The organism is Streptomyces sp. NPDC004732 (assembly GCF_040609235.1).
GTDB lineage: Bacteria > Actinomycetota > Actinomycetes > Streptomycetales > Streptomycetaceae > Streptomyces.
This window is the reverse complement of record NZ_JBEXJR010000011.1, coordinates 312,686-331,202: the sequence shown is the minus strand read 5'-3', so window position 1 is coordinate 331,202 and position 18,517 is coordinate 312,686. Positions and strand designations below refer to the sequence as shown.

General features: G+C 72.3%; 19 protein-coding genes. 11 read left to right on the top strand and 8 right to left on the bottom strand.

Annotation, left to right across the window (positions count from 1 at the left end; all coding sequences use genetic code 11):
• Positions 1-304: 304 nt before the first annotated feature.
• Positions 305-1,402 (bottom strand): amidohydrolase family protein, encoded by a 1,098-nt coding sequence (locus tag ABZV77_RS32040; RefSeq protein WP_356264405.1) that lies wholly within the window; start codon positions 1,400-1,402, stop codon positions 305-307.
• Positions 1,403-1,514: 112 nt separating this feature from the next.
• Between ABZV77_RS32040 and ABZV77_RS32035 the strand changes: the two genes are divergently transcribed.
• The 5 genes from ABZV77_RS32035 to thpD all read left to right on the top strand — a co-directional run bounded on the left by ABZV77_RS32035 (position 1,515) and on the right by thpD (position 6,341).
• On the top strand, positions 1,515-2,654 hold the full coding sequence (locus tag ABZV77_RS32035; RefSeq protein ID WP_356264525.1) for an aminotransferase class V-fold PLP-dependent enzyme: 1,140 nt from the start codon (positions 1,515-1,517) through the stop codon (positions 2,652-2,654).
• 350 nt (positions 2,655-3,004) lie between these two features.
• The gene (gene ectA, locus ABZV77_RS32030) at positions 3,005-3,556 is read left to right on the top strand and encodes a diaminobutyrate acetyltransferase (RefSeq protein WP_356264402.1); all 552 of its coding nucleotides are present in this window, start codon (positions 3,005-3,007) and stop codon (positions 3,554-3,556) included.
• Positions 3,557-3,661: 105 nt separating this feature from the next.
• Complete coding sequence (gene ectB, locus ABZV77_RS32025) at positions 3,662-4,933, top strand: diaminobutyrate--2-oxoglutarate transaminase (RefSeq protein WP_356264399.1); 1,272 nt, start codon at positions 3,662-3,664, stop codon at positions 4,931-4,933.
• Between the two features lie 52 nt (positions 4,934-4,985).
• The gene (locus ABZV77_RS32020) at positions 4,986-5,390 is read left to right on the top strand and encodes an ectoine synthase (RefSeq protein ID WP_055698017.1); all 405 of its coding nucleotides are present in this window, start codon (positions 4,986-4,988) and stop codon (positions 5,388-5,390) included.
• Between the two features lie 51 nt (positions 5,391-5,441).
• Positions 5,442-6,341 carry an ectoine hydroxylase gene (gene thpD, locus ABZV77_RS32015; RefSeq protein ID WP_356264396.1) on the top strand — a complete coding sequence of 300 codons (900 nt, stop codon included), beginning with the start codon at positions 5,442-5,444 and terminating at the stop codon, positions 6,339-6,341.
• An 85-nt stretch (positions 6,342-6,426) separates the two neighbouring features.
• On the opposite strand, the gene ABZV77_RS32010 is transcribed toward thpD, so the two are convergent.
• The gene (locus ABZV77_RS32010) at positions 6,427-7,488 is read right to left on the bottom strand and encodes an alkene reductase (RefSeq protein ID WP_356264394.1); all 1,062 of its coding nucleotides are present in this window, start codon (positions 7,486-7,488) and stop codon (positions 6,427-6,429) included.
• A gap of 145 nt (positions 7,489-7,633) precedes the next feature.
• Here ABZV77_RS32010 and ABZV77_RS32005 point away from each other — a divergent pair, with 145 nt between their 5' ends.
• Positions 7,634-8,155, top strand: coding sequence for a MarR family winged helix-turn-helix transcriptional regulator (locus tag ABZV77_RS32005; RefSeq protein ID WP_356264391.1), 522 nt, complete (start codon positions 7,634-7,636; stop codon positions 8,153-8,155).
• 14 nt (positions 8,156-8,169) lie between these two features.
• Here ABZV77_RS32005 and ABZV77_RS32000 read toward each other — a convergent pair whose 3' ends face one another.
• The 6 genes from ABZV77_RS32000 to ABZV77_RS31975 all read right to left on the bottom strand — a co-directional run bounded on the left by ABZV77_RS32000 (position 8,170) and on the right by ABZV77_RS31975 (position 13,953).
• Entirely contained in the window at positions 8,170-9,213 is a 1,044-nt protein-coding gene (locus ABZV77_RS32000) for a maleylpyruvate isomerase family mycothiol-dependent enzyme (RefSeq protein WP_356264388.1), read from the bottom strand.
• The gene (locus ABZV77_RS31995; RefSeq protein WP_356264385.1) at positions 9,210-9,863 is read right to left on the bottom strand and encodes a sigma-70 family RNA polymerase sigma factor; all 654 of its coding nucleotides are present in this window, start codon (positions 9,861-9,863) and stop codon (positions 9,210-9,212) included. The genes ABZV77_RS32000 and ABZV77_RS31995 overlap by 4 nt, the downstream gene beginning before the upstream one ends.
• A gap of 43 nt (positions 9,864-9,906) precedes the next feature.
• Complete coding sequence (locus ABZV77_RS31990) at positions 9,907-10,962, bottom strand: aminotransferase class V-fold PLP-dependent enzyme (protein ID WP_356264382.1); 1,056 nt, start codon at positions 10,960-10,962, stop codon at positions 9,907-9,909.
• 22 nt (positions 10,963-10,984) lie between these two features.
• Complete coding sequence (locus ABZV77_RS31985) at positions 10,985-11,701, bottom strand: DsbA family oxidoreductase (protein ID WP_356264379.1); 717 nt, start codon at positions 11,699-11,701, stop codon at positions 10,985-10,987.
• 106 nt (positions 11,702-11,807) lie between these two features.
• Positions 11,808-12,416, bottom strand: coding sequence for a DUF1349 domain-containing protein (locus ABZV77_RS31980; protein WP_356264376.1), 609 nt, complete (start codon positions 12,414-12,416; stop codon positions 11,808-11,810).
• A 4-nt stretch (positions 12,417-12,420) separates the two neighbouring features.
• Positions 12,421-13,953 (bottom strand): aldehyde dehydrogenase (NADP(+)), encoded by a 1,533-nt coding sequence (locus ABZV77_RS31975; protein ID WP_356264373.1) that lies wholly within the window; start codon positions 13,951-13,953, stop codon positions 12,421-12,423.
• A gap of 124 nt (positions 13,954-14,077) precedes the next feature.
• Between ABZV77_RS31975 and ABZV77_RS31970 the strand changes: the two genes are divergently transcribed.
• The 5 genes from ABZV77_RS31970 to ABZV77_RS31950 all read left to right on the top strand — a co-directional run bounded on the left by ABZV77_RS31970 (position 14,078) and on the right by ABZV77_RS31950 (position 18,478).
• Positions 14,078-14,851 carry an IclR family transcriptional regulator gene (locus ABZV77_RS31970; RefSeq protein ID WP_055698026.1) on the top strand — a complete coding sequence of 258 codons (774 nt, stop codon included), beginning with the start codon at positions 14,078-14,080 and terminating at the stop codon, positions 14,849-14,851.
• Positions 14,852-14,854: 3 nt separating this feature from the next.
• A complete protein-coding gene (locus ABZV77_RS31965) occupies positions 14,855-15,331 on the top strand; it encodes a GNAT family N-acetyltransferase (protein WP_356264370.1) in 477 nt (158 codons plus the stop codon).
• 74 nt (positions 15,332-15,405) lie between these two features.
• The gene (locus ABZV77_RS31960) at positions 15,406-16,545 is read left to right on the top strand and encodes a hypothetical protein (protein ID WP_356264368.1); all 1,140 of its coding nucleotides are present in this window, start codon (positions 15,406-15,408) and stop codon (positions 16,543-16,545) included.
• Positions 16,542-17,822 (top strand): histidine kinase, encoded by a 1,281-nt coding sequence (locus ABZV77_RS31955; RefSeq protein WP_356264366.1) that lies wholly within the window; start codon positions 16,542-16,544, stop codon positions 17,820-17,822. The genes ABZV77_RS31960 and ABZV77_RS31955 overlap by 4 nt, the downstream gene beginning before the upstream one ends.
• Positions 17,819-18,478 carry a response regulator transcription factor gene (locus tag ABZV77_RS31950; protein ID WP_356264363.1) on the top strand — a complete coding sequence of 220 codons (660 nt, stop codon included), beginning with the start codon at positions 17,819-17,821 and terminating at the stop codon, positions 18,476-18,478. Before ABZV77_RS31955 ends, ABZV77_RS31950 begins: the two co-directional genes overlap by 4 nt.
• Positions 18,479-18,517 lie beyond the last annotated feature (39 nt).

Below are 18,517 nucleotides of genomic sequence, written 5' to 3'. Positions count from 1 at the left end.
GGTGGAACCCCCACAGGAGACATGGGCCACCGGCCACGCACGCCACATGGGGACATGGGGACATCACGTGCGCACCGACGGCGTCGCCCCTCATCGACGAGGTACGACGCGGGAATCTTTACGCACACAGAGTGAACGGGCAGCAACCTGGCGTCAGTTCACTCCAACGGGACGTTTCCGTAGCTTCATTCGAATCCCACGGCACAGGCGTTCCCAGAAGGCCCCTCAGCACCACCCCGGCGCAGCACCACGCAGCACTACGGGGGAGACCAACGAGCCGCACCGCCCCCACGTCACGCCCAGGTCAACCCACCACCAGACCGTTCAGCACCACCCTCCGCGGCGCCCCCAACACCCGCACGTCCTCCCGCGGATCCGCCTCGTACACCACGAGGTCCGCGGGCGCGCCCTCCGTGAGGCCGGGGCGGCCGAGCCACTCCCGGGCGCCCCACGTAGTCGCCGAGAGCGCGTCCACCGCGGGGATGCCCGCGCGGGTGAGCTCGACGATCTCCGCCGCGACCAGACCGTGCGGCAGCGAGCCACCCGCGTCGGTGCCCGCGTAGACGGGAACGCCCGCGTCGTACGCGGCCCGCACCGTGTCGTAGCGGCGCGCGTGGAGCCTGCGCATGTGGTCCGACCAACGGGGGAACTTGCTCTCGCCGCCCGCGGCCAGGTCCGGGAACGTGGCGATGTTGACGAGGGTCGGGACGATCGCGACGCCGCGCTCCGCGAAGAGCGGGATCGTGTCCTCCGTGAGGCCCGTCGCGTGCTCGATGCAGTCGATGCCCGCCTCGACCAGGTCGCGCAGCGAGTCCTCGGCGAAGCAGTGGGCCGTGACGCGGGCCCCCAGCCGGTGCGCCTCCGCGATGGCCGCCCGCACCGCGTCGCTGGGCCAGCACGCCGTCAGGTCGCCCACCTCGCGGTCGATCCAGTCGCCGACGAGCTTGACCCAGCCGTCGCCGCGCCGCGCCTCCTGGGCGACGTACGCCACGAGTTCCTCGGGCTCGATCTCGTGGGCGTAGTTGCGGATGTAGCGGCGCGTGCGCGCGATGTGGCGGCCCGCGCGGATGATCTTCGGGAGGTCGTCGCGGTCGTCGGTCCAGCGGGTGTCCGAGGGGGAGCCCGCGTCGCGCAGGAGGAGGGCGCCGATCTCGCGGTCGGTGAGGGCCTGCTTCTCCGCGGTGTCGGAGTCGACGGGCCCGTGCGCGTCGAGGCCGACGTGGCAGTGCGCGTCGACCAGGCCGGGCAGCGTCCAGCCCTCGACCGTGCGGACGTCGCCCGCCGCGGTTCCGACGGGCCGCTCGAAGGTCACCCTCCCCCCGACCACCCACAGCTCGTCGCGTACGTCCTCGGGCCCGACGAGCACCCGCCCCTTCACGTGCAGCACCGCGTGATCGCTCATGGGCAGCAGCTTAGGAGGCACTCGGAACGCCCGGTACGTGGCCGGTCGGTACGCTCAGTACCGCAGCCCGAACGAACTCGTGAGCGAAGTGAGCAGTGACGTGAGCAGTACTGTGACGCACCCCTTTCTGGACCTGGCGCCGCTGAGCGCCCAGCACTTCGCCGCCATCGAGGCGCGGGTGGCCGGGCTGCTCGACACCGAGCAGGACGTCGTGATCATGCAGGGCGAGGCGCTGCTGCCCCTGGAGGGATGCATCCGGGGCGCCGCACAGCCCGGCACCACGGCGCTGAACGTGATCACGGGACCGTACGGCCAGACCTTCGGCAACTGGCTGCGCGACTGCGGGGCGACCGTCATCGACCTCGCCGTGCCGTTCCACACCGCCGTCACGGCCGAGCAGGTCCAGCAGGCCCTCGCCGAGCACCCGGAGATCGACTTCGTCTCGCTGGTGCACGCGGAGGCCGCGACCGGCAACACCAACCCCGTCGCGGAGATCGGCGCGGTGGTGCGCGAGCACGGCGCGCTGTTCATGCTGGACGCGGTCGCCTCGGTGGCCGCCGAGCCGCTGCTGCCGGACGCGTGGGGCGTGGACCTGTGCGTGATCGGCGCGCAGAAGGCGATGGGCGGGCCCGCGGGCGTCTCCGCGGTGTCGGTGAGCGAGCGGGCCTGGCAGCGCATCGCCGCCAATCCGCAGGCGCCGCGCCGCTCCTACCTCTCCCTCCTGGACTGGAAGGAGCGCTGGATCGACGGCGGCAGGAAGGCGCTGCTGCACGCGCCCGCCCAGCTGGAGATGCTGGCGCTCGAAGCGTGCGTGGAGCGGATCGACACGGAGGGCCTGGACGCCCTGATGGCGCGGCACGCCACCGCAGCCGAGGCCACCCGCGCAGGCGCGCTCGCGCTGGGCGGCGGCCTGGCGCCGTACGTGCACGAGGCGGTGGACGCGGCGCCGGTCGCCACCACCCTGCGGACGCCCGAGGGCGTCGACGCCTCCGCGCTCGTCGCCAAGGCGCTCGCCGCCGACCCGGTGCTTCCGCTGGTCGCAGGGGGCGGGGCGCTCGCCCAGGAGATGATCAGGGTCAACCACTACGGGCCCGACGCGACCAGGGGCGTCGTGCACGCCTCCCTCGCCGCGCTGGGCGCCGCGATGGGCGAGGCCGGTCTCACGGTGGATCTGGAGGGGGCCCGGCGCGCGGTGACGGACGTCTTCGCCTCCGACGGGACCACCGGATCTACCGGATCCACCGGCTCCTGATTCCACGCCTCCGCCCCTTTGCGGGACTTTGAATTCCCGCGCACGTTCTCACGAATTATTTATAAACTGCGAAGCACAGCTTCCCGTATTCTTCTGCCCGCTTTCCAGGGACCTAAACGCTAAGATTTCGACAGCATCAAACGCCGCAATTCGGACGCACCCCAAATGGACTACGCCTATGTGACGTACTCCACAGTGCGTCCGTTTTGTGCATTTCGTACGGGTCAAACCATCCCAAAAAGACGAGAACTCATGCGGGCGCGCGCCCACGCCTGATAACACAAAGAGCGCCCTGGCGTAACCCCTCCCCCCGATGCAATCCAAGAAATAGCTCGGTAAATTCAATCTGCATGACCGCTGCACAAGCCGATCTACCGACCGACCTGCAAGCGAAATTCCAAAAAATGCCGGAAGGGCTGCAACTCGACAGTCCCGATGTCGCCGACGGCGCCGCGATCTGGCGGATCGCCCGCGACTCGAAGGTCCTCGACCTCAACTCGTCCTACAGCTACCTGCTGTGGTGCCGTGACTTCGCGGCCACGTCCGTCGTGGCCCGGGACGCCGACGGGGAGACGGTCGGGTTCATCACCGGCTACATCCGGCCCGAGCACCCCGACGTCCTCATGGTCTGGCAGGTGGCCGTGGACCACGGCCAGCGCGGCCGGGGCCTGGCGGGCGCGCTGCTCGACGGGCTGACCTCGAAGGTCGCCGCCGGCCGGACGCTGAGCAGCATCGAGACGACGATCGCGCCCTCGAACACCGCGTCCGAGCGGCTCTTCCTCTCCTACGCGCGTCGACACGGCGCGTCGGTGGAGCGGAAGGTCCTGTTCGACGCCGGGATATTCCCGGACGACGGCCACGAGCCCGAGGTGCTGTACCGCATCGGTCCACTCGACCTCTGATCCACCCTCGCTCCCCCCCAGAACCACTTGAACCACCTGAACCGCCCAGAACCACCCGCAACTCCCCCCACCTCCCACGCCTTTCCATCTCCCAGGAGATCTGCTGTGACCATCACCCAGCCCGACCTGAGCGTCTTCGAGACCCTGGAGTCGGAGGTGCGCAGCTACTGCCGCGGTTGGCCTACGGTCTTCGACCGCGCGCAGGGCAGCCGCATGTACGACGAGGACGGCCACGAGTACCTCGACTTCTTCGCCGGAGCCGGTTCGCTCAACTACGGCCACAACAACCCGGTCCTGAAACGCGCCCTGATCGACTACATCGAGCGGGACGGCGTCACGCACGGTCTCGACATGTCGACGACCGCGAAGCGTGCCTTCCTGGAGACCTTCCAGAACGTCATCCTGCGGCCGCGCGACCTGCCGTACAAGGTCATGTTCCCGGGCCCGACGGGCACCAACGCCGTGGAGTCGGCGCTGAAGCTGGCCCGCAAGGTCAAGGGCCGCGAGTCGATCGTGTCGTTCACGAACGCCTTCCACGGCATGTCGCTCGGCTCGCTCGCCGTGACCGGCAACGCGTTCAAGCGGGCGGGCGCGGGCATCCCCCTCGTCCACGGCACCCCGATGCCGTTCGACAACTACCTCGACGGCCGGACCCCCGACTTCATCTGGTTCGAACGCCTCCTGGAGGACTCCGGCTCGGGCCTGAACACCCCCGCCGCCGTGATCGTCGAGACGGTCCAGGGCGAGGGCGGCATCAACGTGGCCCGCGCCGAGTGGCTTCGCAAGCTCGCCGACGTGTGCCAGCGTTGGGACATGCTGCTCATCGTCGATGACATCCAGATGGGCTGCGGCCGCACCGGCGCCTTCTTCTCCTTCGAGGAGGCGGGCATCACGCCGGACATCGTCACGGTGTCGAAGTCCATCAGCGGCTACGGCATGCCCATGTCGCTCTGCCTGTTCAAGCCGGAGCTCGACATCTGGGAGCCGGGCGAGCACAACGGCACGTTCCGCGGCAACAACCCCGCGTTCGTGACGGCCGCCGCCGCCCTGGAGACCTACTGGACCGACGGCCCGGCCATGGAGAAGCAGACCCGCGCCCGCGGCGAGCAGATCGAGCAGGCGCTGACCTCGATCGTCGAGGAGAACCGCCCGGCCATCAAGGAGTGGCGCGGCCGCGGCATGGTCTGGGGCGTCGAGTTCCACGACAAGGACCGCGCGAGCGCCGTGGCGAAGCGGGCCTTCGAACTGGGCCTGCTGATCGAGACCTCCGGCCCCGAGGGCGAGGTCGTCAAGCTCCTTCCGGCGCTGACGATCACCCCCGACGAGCTGGACGAGGGGCTGCGCACGCTGGCCCGCGCGGTACGCGAGTCCGCCTGACCGAGCGTTCTACCGAGCCCCGGCACCGTAAGAGAAAAGGAACCAACTCACCGTGATCGTCCGTTCGTTCAAGGACATTGAAGGCACCGACCGGCATGTGAAGGCCGCATCGGGCACCTGGGAGAGCAAGCGCATCGTCCTCGCCAAGGAGCGGGTGGGCTTCTCCGTCCACGAGACCATCCTGTACGCGGGCACGGAGACTTCGATGTGGTACGCGAACCACATCGAGGCCGTCGTCTGCACCAAGGGTGAGGCGGAGCTGACCGACGACACGACCGGCGAGAAGTACACGATCACGCCGGGCACCATGTACCTGCTCGACGGGCACGAGAAGCACACGATGCGGATCAAGGAGGACTTCCACTGCATCTGTGTCTTCAACCCGCCCGTCACGGGTCGTGAGGACCACGACGAGAACGGCGTGTACCCGCTGCTCACGGAGCCGGAAGCGGGCTGACCCCACCTACATCCCGAACAGGGCCGTACGAGAGGAGAGGCAGGCAACACCATGACCACCGCACCCGAACGCACCAGTGACCTGTACCCGACCCGAGGCGCCGAAGAGGTGCTGATCGAGCGCAAGGACCCCGTCGTGTGGTCCGAGCCGGGCGCAGCGGGGCCGATCGCGGCCGGGGATCTGGCCGGGTTCGAGCGGGACGGTTTCCTGGCGATCGACCAGTTGATCTCCCCGGACGAAGTGGGCGTGTACCACGGCGAGCTGGAGCGGCTGATCAACGATCCGGCGATGCGTGAGAACGATCGCTCCATCGTCGAGCCGCGTTCCCAGGAGATCCGAACGATCTTCGAGGTGCACAGGATCAGTGAGCTGTTCGCCAAGCTGGCGGCGGACCCGCGGGTCGTCGGCAGGGCACGGCAGATCCTCGGCTCGGACGTGTACGTCCACCAGTCGCGGATCAACGTCAAGCCGGGGTTCGGTGCCACGGGTTTCTACTGGCACTCGGACTTCGAGACCTGGCACGCGGAGGACGGCCTGCCGAACATGCGGACCGTCTCGGTGTCCATCGCGCTGACGAAGAATTACGACACCAACGGTGGTCTCATGATCATGCCGGGGTCGCACAAGACGTTCCTCGGCTGCGCGGGTGCCACGCCGGAGGACAACTACAAGCGGTCGCTGCAGATGCAGGACGCGGGCATCCCGTCGAACGGGACGCTCACGCACCTCGCCGCCGACTACGGCATCCGTCTCTTCACGGGCGAGGCCGGCTCGGCGACGTGGTTCGACTGCAACGCCATGCACGGCTCGGGGGACAACATCACCCCGTACCCGCGCAGCAACGTCTTCATCGTGTTCAACAGCGTGGAGAACACGGCGGTGGAGCCCTTCTCGGCGCCGGTGCGTCGGCCCGACTACATCGGTGCGCGGGACTTCACCCCGGTGCGGTGACGTAGCGCCTGCACGAGTTCGGCCCGACTCCCCTGGGGGGAGTCGGGCCGTTCGCCGTGGGTCGCCGTGGGTCACCGCGCGGGGGTCACAGCGCGAGGTAGTCCGTGTAGCCCTTCTCGGTGCCGCCGTAGTAGGTCGCCCGGTCCGGGGTGTTGTACGGGCCTCCGGCCTTCAGGCGGGCAGGCAGGTCGGGGTTGGCGAGGAACAGGGCGCCGAACGTGACGAGGTCCGCGGTGCCGTCCTCGACCAGGGCCAGCGCGTCGGGGCCGGTGGGGCCTTCGCTGTGCGGGTTCAGGAGGAACGTGCCGCCGAAGTCCTGGCGCAGCCGCACGGAGAGCTCGCGGACGTCACCGACCTCCATGACGTGCAGATACGCGAGGTCGAGCGCGGCCAGCTCCTTCGCGAGCGCGGTGTAGGTCGGCTCCGGGTCGGGCTCGGAGATGCTGTTGGCGGAGTTGCCGGGCGAGATGCGGAAGCCGGTGCGGGAGGCGCCGATCTCCTCGGCGACGGCCGCGGCCACCTCGACGGCGAAGCGGATGCGGTTCTCGGCCGGGCCACCCCACTCGTCGGTGCGGTGGTTGGAGCCGGGCGCGAGGAACTGGTGGATCAGATAGCCGTTGGCGCCGTGCAGCTCGACGCCGTCGAAGCCCGCCTCGACGGCGTTGCGGGCGGCGGTGGCGAAGTCATCGATGGTGGCGCGGATCTCGGCGTCGGTCAGCTCGCGCGGGGTGACGAAGTCCTTGGGGCCCTCGGCGGTGTAGACCTGCCCGTCCGCCGCGACGGGCGAGGGGGCGACGTTGATCAGTCCGTCGGGCAGCAGGACGGGGTGGCCGACGCGGCCCGCGTGCATGAGCTGGGCGAAGATCGTGCCGCCCGCCGCGTGCACGGCGTCGGTGACCTTGCGCCAGGCGATGATCTGCTCGGCGCTGTGCAGACCCGGCGTGTCCGGATATCCCTGGCCGACCACGGAAGGCTGGATACCCTCGGTGACGATCAGCCCGGCGGAGGCGCGCTGGACGTAGTAGGCCGCCGTCAGATCGGTGGCCACACCGCCCTCACCGGCGCGACTGCGGGTCATGGGGGCCATGGCGATGCGGTTGCCGAGCTGGATGCCGGACAGGTCGATCGGGTCGAACGCGGTGGTCATCAGAACTCCCGGACTGGAATATGTGGTCGGCCAATCATTCGCGCCGAGAGCCACTGTAACCCATTCATTGGCCGACCAAGGTAAACTTCTCGTAGATCTGGTCAGCGCCAGCAGGACAACGACCGCAGGACAACAGGAGCGCGCGATGAAGGCCGACACCGTCCAGGCACCCCCGGCCGACCCCGTCTGTACGCCCGGGGCGTCCGGTGTCTCCGACGCGGGACCCGTCAGTCTCGCCGTCAGCCGGGTGGCCCGGCTGCACCGCATCGCCGCGGGCAAGGTGCTGAAGGGGCTCGGCCTCTACCCCGGCCAGGAGTTCGTGATGATGCACCTGTGGGAGGCGGGCGCGGTGCGGCAGTCCGAGCTGATCAAGGCGGTCGACCTCGACCCCTCGACGGTCACGAAGATGCTGCAGCGCCTGGAGCAGGCCGGACACGTGCGGCGCCGCCCCGACCCGGCCGACCGCCGCGCCGTCCTCGTCGAGGCCAGCGCGGCGAGCTGCGGGCTGCTGGCACAGGTGGAGCGCGCCTGGGGCGAGCTGGAGGGCCACACGCTCGCGGGACTGGACGAAACGGAACGCGCGGACCTGACGCGGCTGCTCGCGAAGGTCGAGACGAACCTCTGCAAGCAGACGGAGGACTGCCCGGAGCGCAAGGGACGGCCCTGAGCGGGGACTCCGGGCTACAGCCAGGACAGTGAGGCCGCCCGGGCCAGGACCCCGCGGGCCGCGGATTCGTCGCCCGTCATGCCGCGCGGCACCCGCTCGGGAGTGCGGCGGCCGCCCACCAGCAGGCAGAAGTCGACGGGGTCCAGAACGAGTTCGGCCCGTACCGGGTCGTCCGCGCTGCCAAGGACCCACTCCGTCTGCCCGCCCTCCCCGGCGACGGTGAGCGCGACGGGCGGCGCCTGGGGGCCGAGGGCCGGGCCGAGGATGCGGACGGCGAACCGGACGAGCTGCCACAGGTGCGGTCCTGGCGGCGGGGGCACCACCCGGTCGAGGGCGGCGCCGATGTCCTGGGCGTGCACCCAGGCCTCGAAGGCGCGGGCCAGGAAGTGGTCGGCGACGGGCAGCCGCACTCCGTTCAACAGCGTGCTGCGGGCGGCGAGTTCGGTGTCGTGGGCGGCCCGGGACGAGAGCAGCCCAGCGGCCTGGTTGCGCCACGTGGAGACGGTCTGGGCGGGCGTGCGGGACCGTTCGCGGCGGATCATCTCGCGGGTGCGCGCCTCCCAGGCGACCCGCCACGGCTCGGGTGAGCCGCCCGATGCCACCGGCGACCCGTCCGTCGCGGGGCCTCGCCCGTTCCGCCCCACGAGCCGGGCGAGGGGTTCGTCCGCGGCGACCAGGTGGGCGACCGTGTCGTGGACGTCCCAGCCGTGCACGACCGGCGTCCCCCAGAGCCCCGGCTCGTCCAGCTCCGCGAGCAGCGCCTGGAGCCCGGCCACTCCGGCGGCGTAGGGCGCGGCGTGCGGGGCGGTGCGCAGGGCGGGGGCGCGGCTGCGCAGGGCGAGGGAGAGCCCGTACGCGCCGGAGGTCTCGTCCGGCGCCGGATCGGGCGGCGCCGGACCGTCCAGGTGCAGCACGGTGGCCCGCAGCCGCACGGCCTCGGCGGCGCACTGCTCGCACTCCCCCAAGTGCCGTACGACCAGGGCCTCGTCACCCGGCATGAGGGCGTCGAGGGCCCAGGCGCCGAGCAGGTCGCGTACCGCTTCGTGAGGGGTGGTCATGGGTGCTCACCTCGCAGGGGTGGTTCCGCGAGGGTCTCGGCCAGCGTGCGCAGGGCCGTTCTCAGGCGGGTCTTCGCGGTGCCTTCGGGGATGCCGAGTTCGACGGCGGCCTGCCGGTAGGTGCGGCCCGCGAAGTAGGCGAGGTGCACCACCTGTTGCTGGGGCACCGGGAGCCGGGCGAGGGCGGAGTGCAGGAGCAGGGAGCGTTCCTGCTCCAGGATCGCCTCGTCCGGGGAGGGGCCCGACGCGTGGACGGCCCGCAGGGACGCCTCGTCGGCGTGGGCGGCCTTGCGGTGCCGCTCCTCGCCGCGCACCCAGTCCACGGCGCGCCGGTGGGCGAGCATGGAGAGCCAGCCGCGCAGGCTGCCGCGGCGCGCGTCGAACGCGTAGGGCCTGGACCACAAGTGGGCGAAGACCTCCTGGGCCACGTCCTCGGCGGCGGTGTGGTTGCGGGTGACGCGGGTGGCGACGCGGTGCACGAGCACGCCGTACGCGGCGTAGACCTCGGCGAGCGCCGCCTCCTCGCCGTAGACCAGCCGCCGGTGCAGCTCGGCGTCGACGGGCTTCCTTCCGGCGCCGGACGACAGGTCCGACGTACCCGGCCTCTCGGCGGACGGCTCCACCGGCACCACCACCTCGCGCGGCCGCATCGTCCTGCCAAGCCTGACTGCCCGAGGCCCGCCGCGCCAGGCCTCAGCCCGACAGCACGTCCAGGAGACGGTCCACATCCGCCTCGGTGTTGTACAGGTGGAACGCCGCCCTCAGGTGTCCCGCCCGTGCCGAGGTCAGAATGCCCGCCCGGGCCAGCTCGGGCGCCCGGTCGCCGAGTCCGGGCACGGAGACGATGGGCGCGGCACCCGGCACGGGGGCGTGACCCAGTGCGGCGAGTCCCGCGCGGTAGCGGGCGGCGAGCGCCGTGCCGTGGGCGTGGATCGCGTCGACGCCCGTCTCCTCGATCAGGGAGAGGGCCGCGGCGGCCCCGTGGTAGGCGAGGAAGGCGGGCGGCTCGTCGAACCGGCGGGCGCCGGGGGCGAGTTCGGTGACCGGGCCGTAGGTCGAGTTCCAGGTGTCGGCTGCGGCGAGCCAGCCGCCGTGCAGCGGGACCAGGGAATCCTGGGCGTCCTCGCGGACCGTCAGGAAGGACACCCCGCGCGGGCAGAGCAGCCATTTGAAGGCGCCGGTGAGGGTGTAGTCGTACGCGTCCGCGTCCAGTGGCAGCCAGCCCGCCGACTGCGTCGCGTCGAGGAGGGTGCGGGCGCCGTGGGCGGCGGCCGCCGCGCGGACGGCCGGGAGGTCGACGGCGCGGCCGTCGGCCGACTGGACGGACGAGAAGGAGACGAGGGCCGTCGTGGGCGTGACCGCCGCGGCGAGCGCGTCCAGGGGTGCGTACCGCATCTTGAGGTCGCCGCGCAGCACGAAGGGGTTCACGATCGACGCGAACTCGTCCTCGGGCGTGAGGACTTCGGCGCCCGGCGGCAGGGAGGCGGCGATCAGCCCGGCGTGCACCGCGACCGAACCGCCGGTCGCCACCCGGCTCTCCGCCACCCCGACGAGCCGGGCGAAGGCCGCCCGCGCCGCGTCCACCACTTCGAAGTCGCCCGCGCCGCCCGGCCGCCCTTCGCCGCCCTCGGCCGCGAGCGTGCGGACCGCGTCGATGGCCCGGCGCGGCAGCAGACCGCAGCTGGCGGTGTTCAGATACGTCGATGTGGGAGCGAATTCGGTGCCGTTGTTGATCCCCATGGACTCCATGGGGATCAACCTATGCGGCGTTTCAGGACTGCGGAACCGCGCATCCGTCGGGCCCGCAGGCGTCGCCGTCCTCGGCCGACGCCAGGGTGGTGAGCGGCGCGTGCTCGCCCCAGGCCTGCGTCAGGGCCTGGGTGAAGACCTCGGCGGGCTGGGCGCCCGAGATGCCGTACTTGCGGTCGAGGACGAAGAACGGCACGCCGTTCGCGCCGAGCTCGGCGGCCTCGCGCTCGTCGGCGCGGACGTCGGCCGCGTACCGCTCGGGGTCGGCGAGGACGGCCCGCACCTCGTCCGCGTCCAGGCCCGCCTCGACGGCGAGCTCCACGACACGTGCCTCGTCCTCGAAGACGGACCGCTCCTCGGCGAAGTTCGCGCGGTAGAGCAGGCCGATCAGCTCGTCCTGCCTGCCCTGCTCACGGGCGAAGTGCAGCAGGCGGTGCATGTCGAAGGTGTTGCCGTGGTCGCGGCCCTCGGTGCGGTATTCGAGGCCCTCGGCGGTCGCGTTCTCGCCGAGCCGCTGCTCGCCCTCGCGGGCCTGCTCCTCGCTCATGCCGTACTTCTGCATGAGCATCGGCAGGACGAGGCCGGTGTCGCCCTTGGCGCGGCCCGGGTCCAGCTCGAAGGAGCGGTGCACGACCTCGACGCCGTCACGGTGCGGGAAGGCGGCCAGGGCCTTCTCGAAGCGGGCCTTGCCCACGTAGCACCAGGGGCAGGCGATGTCGCTCCAGATCTCGACGCGCATGTGTGTGGCTCTCTTCAGGTCGTACGTCAGGTCGGTGCGGAGGTGACCTCCGCTCCTGACGACAACGTACGGGCAAAGCACCGCATTCCCGGTACCGCTCCCGGGCCTACGAACCGTCGCGCAGCCCCTTCGGCCAGTTGGGGCGGAACTCGATGTGGTCGTACGTCACCACGCAGCCCTCGCCGACGGGCGACTGCGCCATGAAGCCGACCAGCGCGGCGCCCGCCGACTCCTCGTCGCCGAGCGAGAAGATCCGCACGAACGTCCACCGCTCGCCGTCCGTCGACGCGTGGAACGCGAACGCCGACCCCGTACGGCTGATGCGCAGCCAGGCGCTGCTGCCGTCCACCACGAAGGCGTTGGCGTCGTCGGAGTGGCCGCGGGTGACGACCGTGCAGATCGTGGGCTCGTCCGGGGAGCGCTCCAGGCAGAGCTTGGCCCACTCCCGCTCGCCCACGTGCAGATACAGCACGCCCGCGTCGAAGGCGGCGGCGAAGCCGACCGTGACGCGGGCGATCAGCTGGAAGTCGCCCTCCGGGGCGCCGAGGAGACGGGGCGCGTCGGAGGCGGGCTCCAGCACGGCGCCTGTCGGAGGAACGAAGCGGTCCTGGCGGGGGCCCGCCCAGCCGGTGAGGACGCCGTCCTCGTGGGACCAGTGCCCGTCGGGGCCGTAGGTGCGCAGCGGGTAGGGCAGTTCGGGGATCGTGACGTCCATGGCCTCAGTGTTGCAGGCGCCCGTCGTAGCGCCGGGGCAGTTCCAGCGGGTTGGCGTCGCGCAGCTCCGGCGGGAGCAGCGCCTCGGGGGTGTTCTGGTACGCGACGGGGCGCAGCCAGCGCTCGACGGCCGTGCCGCCCACGGACGTCGAGGTCGACGTGGTCGCGGGGTAGGGGCCGCCGTGGTGCTGGGCGGGGGCGACGGCGACGCCCGTGGGCCAGCCGTCGACGAGGACGCGTCCGGCGAGCGGGGTGAGCTCGGCGAGCAGCTCGGCGCCCCGGCCGCTCTCCCCCGCCGCCTCGTCCGACGACAGCTGGACGGTGGCGGTGAGGTTGCCGGGCAGGCGGGAGAGGACGGCGGTGATCTCCGCGTCGTCCGCGTAGCGCGCGACGACGGTGACCGGGCCGAAGCACTCCTCCAGAAGCAGGTCGTGCGCCCCCTCGGCGGCGAGGCGCGCGGCCGGGACGGTGAGGAAGCCCGCGCTGACGGTGTGCTCGCCGCCCGCGCCGGGGGTCACCGGTGCGTCCACGTCGGGGAGCCCGGCGCGCTCCCGCACCCCGGCGACGAAGTTGTCCCGCATCCGGTGGTCGAGGAGCACCCCGGACTCGGTGTTGCTGACCGCATCGGTCAGGGACTTCACGAGCCGGTCGCCGCCCGCGCCCTCGGGGGCGAGGACCAGGCCCGGCTTGACGCAGAACTGGCCGACGCCGAGCGTCATCGAGCCCGCGAGCCCGGTGCCGATCTGCTCGCCGCGCTCGGCGGCCGCCGCCTCGGTGACGACGACGGGGTTGAGGGAGCCGAGCTCGCCGTGGAAGGGGATGGGCACGGGCCGGGCGGCGGCCGCGTCGAAGAGGGCGCGCCCGCCGCGGATGGAGCCGGTGAAACCGGCGCCGGAGACCAGCGGGTGCCTGACGAGTTCCACCCCCGCGTCGAAGCCGTGCACGAGGCCGAGGACGCCTTCGGGGATGCCGTGCCTGGCCGCTGCCCTGCGCAGCACGGAGGCGACCAGCTCGGAGGTGGCCGGATGGTCGGGGTGGGCCTTGACCACGACGGGGCAGCCCGCTGCGAGCGCGCTGGCGGTGTCGCCGCCGGGCACGGAGAAGGCGAAGGGGAAGTTGGACGCGGAGTAGACCGCGACGACGCCGAGGGGGATCTTGTAGCGGCGCAGGTCGGGGACGGGCGGGGTGGCCGAGGCGTCGGGGTGGTCGATGACGATGCCGAGGAAGGCGCCCTCGTCGACGATGTCCGCGAAGGAGCGCAACTGGTAGCAGGTGCGGGCGAGTTCGCCGGTGAGCCGGACGGGGCCGAGCGCGGTCTCCGCGTCGGCGGCCTCCACCAGGTGGTCCTTCGCCTCTTCGAGGAGGTCCGCCGCGCTGCGCAGGAAGGCGGCGCGGACCGTGCGGTCGGCGAGCGCGGCCGCGGCGTCCGCGGCGGCCCGGACCGCGAGGTCGACCTCTTCGGCGGTGGCTTCCACCGCAACCTGCTCGCGCTGCTTCCCGGTTCGGGGGTCGACACTCCAGACTGGTGCTGCTGCCACCGCGGATTCCCTTTCCAGAGGTATGCCACTCACCAGGGCCGTTCGATATGCTGAACGCTGTCCTCGCTGGTGAATAGCGGAGACTTCGGAGACTATTTCTCGGCGTTCTAAGGGGTCAAGGGCGATGTCGGCTGGCGAGACCGGAGGCGGTGCGCAGGTCAAGTCCGCGGTGCGGACGGTGGAATTGCTCGAGTACTTCGCGGGCCGTCCCGGAATGCACTCCCTGGCCGCGGTCCAGGAGGCCGTCGGCTACCCCAAGTCGAGCCTCTACATGTTGCTCCGCACCCTGGTCGAGCTCGGCTGGGTGGAGACGGACGCGACCGGCACGCGGTACGGGATCGGGGTGCGCGCCCTGCTCGTCGGCACGTCGTACATCGACGGCGACGAGGTCGTGGCCGCCGCACGCCCCACCCTCGACCGGCTCTCCGACGACACCACGGAGACCATCCACCTGGCCCGGCTCGACGGCACGAACGTCGTCTACCTCGCCACCCGCCAGTCGCAGCACTACCTGCGCCCCTTCACGCGCGTGGGCCGCCGCCTCCCCGCGCACTCCACGTCGCTCGGCAAGGCACTGCTCGCCACCCACACCGACGAGCAGGTCCGCAAGCTGCTCCCGGAGACGCTGCCCGCGCTCACCGAGCACACCATCACCGACCGCGAGAAGCTCATCGAGGAACTGCACACGGTGCGCGAGCAGGGCTTCGCGGTGGACCGCGAGGAGAACACGCTCGGCCTGCGCTGCTTCGGCGTGGCCATCCCCTACCGCACGCCCGCGCGGGACGCGATCAGCTGCTCGGTGCCGGTGGCGCGGCTCACGCCCGCGCACGAACAGATGGTGAAGGACGCGCTCTTCGACGCGCGCGACCGGCTGACACTGGCAACTCGTAGGCTCTGAGCCATGGATGTCAGCCTGCGCGAAGTCCACGACAGCGATCTGCCCGTCTTCTTCCGGCAGATGAACGATCCCGAGTCGAGCCACATGGCCGCCTTCACCCCCGAGGATCCGGCCGACCACGACGCCTTCGCGGCGCACTGGACGAAGATGCGGGCCTCCGCCGACGTCGCCATCCGCACGGTCCTCGCGGACGGCGACGTGGTGGGGAACGCGGGGGTGTACGGGGCGCCGGGCGAGCGTGAGGTCACGTACTGGATCGACCGTGCGTACTGGGGCCGCGGCCTCGCCACGGCGGCGCTGCGCGGCCTCCTGGAGCTGGAGCCGGAGCGGCCGATCTACGCCCGCGCAGCGGCGGACAACGCGGCCTCGATCCGGGTCCTGGAGAAGTGCGGCTTCCGGATCTCCGCGAAGGACCGGGGGTACGCACCGGCCCGCGGGGCGGAGATCGACGAGGTCGTCCTCGTCCTGCACGGCGGCTGAACTCCGCCGCGCGGCGGAGGCGGATCGTCGCGGCGCAGGAGGTGGCGGGGGCGCCGCGGCGAGAGCGTTAAGACATGCCCCAAACACGTCCCGTCTCCCCCACGACCTCCGACTCCGTCTCCGCCTCCCCAGCGGCCTCCTCCGCCACCCTCTCCGCCTCCGCCGCCCTCTCCCCCACGACACCCGCCTCCCCCCGGGCCCCCTCCCCTGCGGCCTCCGCCTCCACGGCCTCCGCGGCGCCCGCGCCCGCCGCCCCCGCGCCCCTCGGCCGCCCCGGCCGCGTGCTGCGCTTCGTGTCCGTGGCCGCCTGCGTCCCGTACCTCGCCCTCAAGGTCGCCTGGATCTCCGGCAGCCGTCCCGGGATCCCCGACGGCAGCCCGCTGCTCGACCACCGCGCCCTGATGATCTTCGCCAACGGCCTGACCGTCCTCATGGACGCGGCCGTCATCGTGCTCGCGCTGCTCCTGACCTGCCCCTGGGGCCTGCGGACGCCCGCGTGGCTGCTCGCGGCGCCGATGTGGGCGGCCACCGGACTGCTCCTGCCGATCGTGGCCGGGTTCCCGCTGACCCAGCTGGCCGGGGTGTTCGACGGCGGCGGCTCCGCCGGGAGCGGCGGGCCCGCTGAGCCCTTCCTCCACGAGTGGGTCTTCGGCGTCGTCTACGTCGGCTTCATCGTCCAGGGCCTCGCCCTCGGCGCCCTGTTCGTCCGCTACGCCAGGGCCCGCTGGAGCCACGCGTGGCGCGGCCGGGTGGGAGACCTGCCGCCAGGACCCGGCCGCGGGGCACGCACCGCCGCGGTCACGGCCGCCGTGCTCGCGCTCCTCCCCGTCACCCTGCACCTGCTGTGGGCGTGCGGCTCCACCACCGGTCTCGCCCCGTCCCGGGCCCGGGACCTCACGCAGGACGCCCGGATCCTGGAGGCCCTCAGCGCGCTCTATCCCGCCCTCGCCGTCACCGGCGCCCTGCTGCTCGCCTTCCGATGGGGCCGCGCCCTGCCCGTCGGCGTGCCGCTCGCGCTGGGCTGGCTCGGCTCGGGCGCGGTGGCCTGCTGGGGAGGCTGGCTGCTCCTCGGCTCGCTCACGGCCATCGGCGACGCCATGAACCGGCCCACCGGCGCGATGCTCCTGACCTACGCTGTGCAGATGATCATCGGGGCGATCGTCGCCGTCCTCGGAACGCGCTTCCTGCGGCAGCGGGCGGGGTCCATCGCGTGAAGGAACTCGCCACCGCCCTGTTCGGGCGCCGGACGCGCCGCCGCTGGATCCATCTGATCCTCGGCGGCGCCCTCGCCATGCCGTACGTCTTCGTGGGTTCCGTCGTCGTGGGGCCGCTCTTCGGCGACAGCGCCTTCTTCGGCTCGATCGGCGCCCAGCTCAGCGCGTTCGCGGTCGGGCTGCCGCTCGCCGCGATCACCGCGCTGTTCCCGCTGACCCGGCCGATGTCGGCGGCCGCCGTGCGGGCGCTGTGCGGGGTGCCGGACGAGTCGCTCGCCGAGGGGCCCGCGCGGACCCGGGCGGCGCGCGGCCGCACCGTCGCGTGGTTCACGCTGCACCTCGGCCTCGGCGGGGTCATCAGCGGCATGTCGCTCGCGCTGCCGCCGTTCGCGGTCTTCCTGATCGCCCTGCCGTTCGTCCCCGCGCTGCGGGACACGAGCGACGGGGCGCCCGCGTTCTTCGACGCGCCCTGGTGGCTCGTCCTCTCGCCCGCCGTCGGCCTCGCCGCCCTGGTGGCGCTCGCGGCGTGCGCGGCCGCGGCCGGTGGGCTCCTCGCGCGCTGGGCGCCCGGCCTGCTCGGGCCGACGCCCGCCGACCGGCTCGCGGCCGCCGAGCAGCGCGCCGCCGACCTCGCCGTGCGCAACCGCCTCGCGCGCGAGCTGCACGACTCGGTCGGCCACGCCCTGAGCGCCGTCACCCTCCAGGCGAGCGCGGCCCGCCGGGTCCTCGACCACGACCCGGAGTTCGTGCGCGAGGCGCTGGCCGCCATCGAGGACACCACGCGCCGCACGGTGGGCGAGCTCGACGCCGTGCTCGGCGTGCTGCGGGAGACCGGTAACGGCGCTGCCGGCGCTGACGGCGCTTCCCGTCCGACGGCGCCCGCGCCCACGCTCGCCGCCGACCTCGAAGGACTGCTGCGCCGCACCCGGGCGGGCGGCCTGCGCGTGACGGCCACGGTCGACATGGACCCCGACGCGCTGCCCCCGCTGGTCTCCCGCGAGGCCTACCGCATCGTCCAGGAGGCCCTGAGCAACGCGCTGCGGCACGGCGGCGACACCGCATCCGTCACCCTGCGCATCGCCCTGGACGGCCCCGGCCTGGCCGTCACGGCCGAGAACCCGCTGCCGTCCCGCTCCGCAGCGGCGCGGCCCGGCGGCGGCCACGGCCTGCGCGGCATCGCCGACCGCGCCCGGCTCCTCGGCGGCACGGCCGAGGCAGGCCCCCGCGACGGGATATGGCGACTGGACGTACGACTTCCTCTGAAGGGACAGCAATGACGGCGAACGACATCAGGGTCGTCCTCGCGGACGACGAGCGCATGGTGCGCACCGCGCTGCGCGCGATCCTCTCGGCCGAGCCGGGCATCGAGGTGGCGGGCGAGGCGGCGACGGGCGCCGAGGCGGTCTCCGTCGTGCGGGAGCTGAAGCCGGACGTGGTCCTGATGGACGTCCGCATGCCGGAGACCGACGGCATCCGCGCCACCGAGCAGATCCTGCAGACGATGTCGGAACCGCCTCGCGTCGTCGTGGTGACGACCTTCGAGAACGACGCGTACGTGTACGAGGCGCTGCGCGCGGGAGCCGCCGGGTTCCTCCTCAAGCGGGCGGACGCGGACGAGCTCGTCCAGGCGGTCCGGCTCGTCGCGCGCAGCGACTCGCTGCTCTTCCCCGCGGCGGTCCGGTCCCTGGCCGCCGAGTACGGCCGCGCCGAGCCCGCGCCGCCCGACTGGGTGGCGCGGCTCACCGGCCGTGAGAGCGAGGTGCTGCGGCTGATGGCGGCGGGCCTGACCAACGCGGAGATCGCGGGGCGGATGGGCGTCGGCGCGGCGACGGTGAAGACGCACGTGGCGTCCGTCCTCGCCAAGACGGGGGCGCGGGACCGCACACAGGCCGTGATCGCGGCGTACGAGGCGGGCTTCATGAAGACGGGCTGAGCCCGCCCCCGCCCATGAGGCGCCCATGAGGACTTGATG

What these genes read in the sequence shown, in the direction of transcription:
- ABZV77_RS32005 (WP_356264391.1), top strand. Translation starts at nt 7,634, where the DNA reads ATGAAGGCCGACACCGTCCAGGCACCCCCGGCCGACCCCGTCTGTACG.
- ABZV77_RS31965 (WP_356264370.1), top strand. Translation starts at nt 14,855, where the DNA reads ATGGATGTCAGCCTGCGCGAAGTCCACGACAGCGATCTGCCCGTCTTC.
- ABZV77_RS31980 (WP_356264376.1), bottom strand. Translation starts at nt 12,416, where the DNA reads ATGGACGTCACGATCCCCGAACTGCCCTACCCGCTGCGCACCTACGGC.
- ABZV77_RS32000 (WP_356264388.1), bottom strand. Translation starts at nt 9,213, where the DNA reads ATGACCACCCCTCACGAAGCGGTACGCGACCTGCTCGGCGCCTGGGCC.
- ABZV77_RS31995 (WP_356264385.1), bottom strand. Translation starts at nt 9,863, where the DNA reads ATGCGGCCGCGCGAGGTGGTGGTGCCGGTGGAGCCGTCCGCCGAGAGG.
- ABZV77_RS32010 (WP_356264394.1), bottom strand. Translation starts at nt 7,488, where the DNA reads ATGACCACCGCGTTCGACCCGATCGACCTGTCCGGCATCCAGCTCGGC.
- ABZV77_RS31950 (WP_356264363.1), top strand. Translation starts at nt 17,819, where the DNA reads ATGACGGCGAACGACATCAGGGTCGTCCTCGCGGACGACGAGCGCATG.
- ABZV77_RS31960 (WP_356264368.1), top strand. Translation starts at nt 15,406, where the DNA reads ATGCCCCAAACACGTCCCGTCTCCCCCACGACCTCCGACTCCGTCTCC.
- thpD (WP_356264396.1), top strand. Translation starts at nt 5,442, where the DNA reads ATGACCACCGCACCCGAACGCACCAGTGACCTGTACCCGACCCGAGGC.
- ABZV77_RS32040 (WP_356264405.1), bottom strand. Translation starts at nt 1,402, where the DNA reads ATGAGCGATCACGCGGTGCTGCACGTGAAGGGGCGGGTGCTCGTCGGG.
- ABZV77_RS31970 (WP_055698026.1), top strand. Translation starts at nt 14,078, where the DNA reads ATGTCGGCTGGCGAGACCGGAGGCGGTGCGCAGGTCAAGTCCGCGGTG.
- ABZV77_RS31990 (WP_356264382.1), bottom strand. Translation starts at nt 10,962, where the DNA reads ATGGAGTCCATGGGGATCAACAACGGCACCGAATTCGCTCCCACATCG.
- ABZV77_RS31985 (WP_356264379.1), bottom strand. Translation starts at nt 11,701, where the DNA reads ATGCGCGTCGAGATCTGGAGCGACATCGCCTGCCCCTGGTGCTACGTG.
- ectA (WP_356264402.1), top strand. Translation starts at nt 3,005, where the DNA reads ATGACCGCTGCACAAGCCGATCTACCGACCGACCTGCAAGCGAAATTC.